The sequence below is a fragment of the Commensalibacter sp. M0133 genome, from assembly GCF_016101485.1.
GTDB classification, from domain to species: Bacteria; Pseudomonadota; Alphaproteobacteria; order Acetobacterales; family Acetobacteraceae; genus Commensalibacter; species Commensalibacter melissae.
Genome location: NZ_JACFQI010000009.1, coordinates 1 through 3,907, shown reverse-complemented (window position 1 = coordinate 3,907; position 3,907 = coordinate 1). Strand labels below are relative to the sequence as shown.

Sequence of the window (3,907 nt, the reverse complement as noted above, 5' to 3'; positions counted from 1 at the left end):
GAACCACGACCGCATTTCCGAATTGCCTGTATGCCTGGGTATCCGAAACGGGAATTTTAAAATCTGACTGCCCAGGCCTGTCAAACCCCATCAGCCGCGCACATTCTCTCGGGGTCAACCGTCTCGGGTTTTTATCGCATCCCTGTGAGACGAGGATTTCAGATCCGTCCTTGTAGTAGCGTGCCGACAATGTTCTGGCCACACTGTCATGATCGCACAGTCCAAAACCAAAACCGTTTCCCGCCTTTTTATGCTTGTCAGCATAGTTTTGCAGATATTTCCATAATTTGTCGGATAACGTGTATTTTTCGGAAACAGAGGCTTTTTTTCCCACGGTATAGTGGCTTTCCGGTTTTTCACTACCGTTTTCAGGGTGCAGGATTGCCGAGAGGCGGGGCCCTGACAACGGATCGGGCAAGGATAATGTGTCAAAACTGAAATCGTTTTTATCCAGAAACCCGACGATAAAAATACGCTCACGATGCTGGGGAACAAACCCTTTTCCATCAATGATACGCCAGTGCAGGCAATACCCAAGCTCATGTTCCAACACATTGCGAATGATTGAAAAGGTTCTTCCTTTGTCATGACTGACAAGATTTTTCACATTCTCCAACAGGAAACACCTTGGACGATGATATCTGATAATACGCGCGACATCGAAAAACAGGTTGCCCTGTGTCTCACATGCAAACCCGTGCTTCAATCCCAGGGATATTTTTTTTGACACGCCGGCAATTGAAAATGGCTGACATGGAAAACCCGCCAGCAGGATATCGTGATCAGGTATATCCCGCTCACTTATCCTGGTTATGTCACCCGCAATTTCATGATTGCATGCGTAATTGGCCCTATAGGTTTTTTGCGAATGCATATTCCATTCGCTTGTAAACACACATTGACCGCCAATCCGGTCAAATCCACGTCTCAACCCCCCTATGCCCGCAAACAGATCAATGAACCTGAATTTGCATTGCCCATTTCCCGCAATGGCTATCTTGTTTTGTAATAATGTCATAACAGCCTTACGCGGAACGGCTTCACCCTTTTCCCATCTATATAATGTTCTTTGTGTAAAACCTGCCTCATTAGCCAAATCTTTAATGGAAATCCCAGCCTGTTCTCGTAATTGTGCGAATTCTGTACGTAACATTTTAATCCAACATTATTTTATTTGGAAATAATATTGACATTATGTCATAAAATATTTAAAAATAAAAGCGTCAATAACTTTCCTGCAAAACCCTGACTACCGCAATAATGACATCAATAACCATGATAGCATCACCAAGTCTTATACTAAGCAGAACATTGATAATATATTGTAAATTTTAAAAAATTTATTTGTTTTTTTTAATAATCCTTAAGAACTACCCATTAATATGACAAGGTTGACAAATAAAAAAACTCACTAACCTAAAGAATTGTAACAAAATAAAACAAAAGATATAAATTTCTTTTTTATTAACTGATAATTTTTTCATGATATTAAAACATCATAAAGTTACAAAAAAAACTTAATATTTTTGGGGAATGTAATTAATATAGAATAATTTATTGAATGGCGGAGGGGATGGGAATCATATTCGTTATTTATCCTGTTGATTAAACATAAAATCCATATCACAAATAATGATTTGTACCCACTTTTGTACCCACTTTCTACAAACTGCCCAAATACCTTATGAAACAGAAAAAATCATGACGAGTCTAAAATATAAATCCTAACAATCAATGGCCTGCTGGAAACGGTCGATATTCTTTTGCCAATCCGCCTTTCCCAATGCCGTATTGTAGTACTTCTTGTGATACTGGGCCATTGCCGTTGCATTGTGGGAATCAGGCAGTATCTCCCTGATCCGGATATAGAAAACGCGGCACATGGCCGCGGCAAAGAAAAGGTTTCCTGTCAATGTCCCGGGTTTCGGTATCCCCCTGTTGTCCAGGTTAAAATCACCCGCGATATGCATTAAAAGACTTCTTAGCGGTTGCCTTCTCGCATTGTTGAGATAATTGTCCCATATATCATTATAGGTCACGGGTTCCATCTGACATGGCCCCAATGCGGGCCCCTTTCCCAGCTGCCTGAGATATGTATAGTTGCATGCATATCCCTCAACCAGAAAAGTTCCCGTTACCTGATTGATCGCCCTCTGTCCACCAAGATTTATATAGTTCAGGGCTGGTGTTATCACCTCATGTTTCAAATGGTTCAGATAAATTCCACCTGTTGCTTTAGTCATATTGTTTTTTTCTTCTGTGGTTTTGGTCATGATGATTTTTCCTTTTTAGAATGGGAAGTGGATAATAAAAAACCCACCGCGATGGGTGGGTGACTGGAGTTTTACTGTTGTAAAACAATAATTTTAATTATATGAATTCAACTTTATCAATTGATCCATGTCGTCGATATTGCATTGTATTATTTTGGCCAATTCATTTTTTTCATAACCTAATTTATCCATATAAAAGTTTAAGACTTTATTCAATAATTTAGGTTTACTTTCCTTTAGACCATTTTCATGACACATCAAGAGTTCCGCAGCCAACAGATTTAATTCATCATTGGAAGCGTCTGACTTAATAAATCTAATAAACTCTTTTGCAATATGAAAACGATATAAATGTATCGTATGGGGAATATGGCAATTTACATAAATAACGGGTGGATATGGTAATAACCAAGTGCCTATCGCTATTGTATTTTCATTTTCAAACTCTTGGTTAACGATAAAAATTCCTTTTCGTTCCAATAATTTTGTTAAATCGCCAATTGGTTTACAAGGTATACTCCACGCAGACCTTATTGACCCTGTTATGGATGCATATTGATGCTCTTCCTGCATTGCAAAAATCTTATGTAACTGATCTTCCATCTCATAAGATTGATTTAAAATATCAATTTGATAAGGTATGATTATCACATTAAAATCATAAATATAATTATGTTTGAATACCGACTGATTATTTAAATACGCCAATATTTAATAATCATTCGGAAATAGATGAACCGTCAGGTTAAAGGTTAACGACCTGATCTGGGATAGTCTAGTAAGGATAAACAGACAAAATTTAAGAATCCTTAAATTACTATATTCCTTTTTATAAAGAAGTACAAGAACTTAATTGCTTTTTCTCAATTTCAATCATCTCTAAATTATGTTTAATTTCTTTTAATCGTTTCTTGTAATATTTATGACGATCATTCGTAATAGACTTATTAAAATCAATTAAATCCTCATACGATTTTTTAATCTGTCCTTCAAAAAATATATTAGCTTCCCTAAAAAGCTGGGCTGCTTTATCAGGATCAAAATCAAAATCTTTTTTAGCAAGAGATTGCTCTATTTTGTTTTTTTCAAGCTGCAAATAATAACAATCATTATTTAATTTATTAAGACGATCATTATCTTCGGATGATTTCATCATCATACCTTATATACAATTTTTTTCGTTTTTTGATTATATTCAATTTTGTCAAAAAGATATAAAAATCCCAATGCAGATAAAATCAACGGTTCGCATTTTGGCAGTTTATTTTTGACATGGATATAAACCTCACATACATCGACCGTATGTTTTTTCCATAATAGTTTCAATAACAATAAAGCCGTGTTTAAAACTGTCCAATCCGGATTTGTTTGATGGTCTGGAATTAACATGATAATGATAACCCAATCACGTTGGAAAAAACGATTTATAGTTTCATGTTATAAAAATTATAAAATATTATTTCGATCATTATATAAAATTTAATTACAATGTACAAGATTTTTTTAAGTACAATTCCATATTTAACACTTGTCAATTTTGCAAATGGGAAAGTATATGACTGGCAACAGCCTCAACAACAGGAACCACGACCGCATTTCCGAATTGCCTGTATGCCTGGGTATCCGAAACGGGA

The 3,907-nt window shown here is 36.0% G+C and carries 6 protein-coding genes; all 6 read right to left on the bottom strand.

The genetic code is table 11. The annotated features are described in order from the left end of the window. On the bottom strand, nt 1–1,153 hold a 1,153-nt coding region (gene dcm / locus H3T46_RS08860), incomplete at its 3' end, for a DNA (cytosine-5-)-methyltransferase (protein WP_198198338.1). Between the two features lie 571 nt (nt 1,154–1,724). After that, nucleotides 1,725–2,273 (bottom strand): hypothetical protein, encoded by a 549-nt coding sequence (locus tag H3T46_RS08855; RefSeq protein WP_232350045.1) that lies wholly within the window; start codon nt 2,271–2,273, stop codon nt 1,725–1,727. A 93-nt stretch (nt 2,274–2,366) separates the two neighbouring features. Beyond that, nucleotides 2,367–2,924 (bottom strand): hypothetical protein, encoded by a 558-nt coding sequence (locus H3T46_RS08850; protein ID WP_198198336.1) that lies wholly within the window; start codon nt 2,922–2,924, stop codon nt 2,367–2,369. A gap of 178 nt (nt 2,925–3,102) precedes the next feature. Beyond that, nucleotides 3,103–3,426 carry a hypothetical protein gene (locus H3T46_RS08845; protein ID WP_198198334.1) on the bottom strand — a complete coding sequence of 108 codons (324 nt, stop codon included), beginning with the start codon at nt 3,424–3,426 and terminating at the stop codon, nt 3,103–3,105. A gap of 2 nt (nt 3,427–3,428) precedes the next feature. Continuing rightward, the gene (locus tag H3T46_RS08840; protein WP_198198332.1) at nt 3,429–3,662 is read right to left on the bottom strand and encodes a hypothetical protein; all 234 of its coding nucleotides are present in this window, start codon (nt 3,660–3,662) and stop codon (nt 3,429–3,431) included. 142 nt (nt 3,663–3,804) lie between these two features. After that, a partial coding sequence (locus tag H3T46_RS09080; protein ID WP_198198330.1) for a DNA cytosine methyltransferase occupies nt 3,805–3,907 on the bottom strand: 103 nt, incomplete at its 5' end.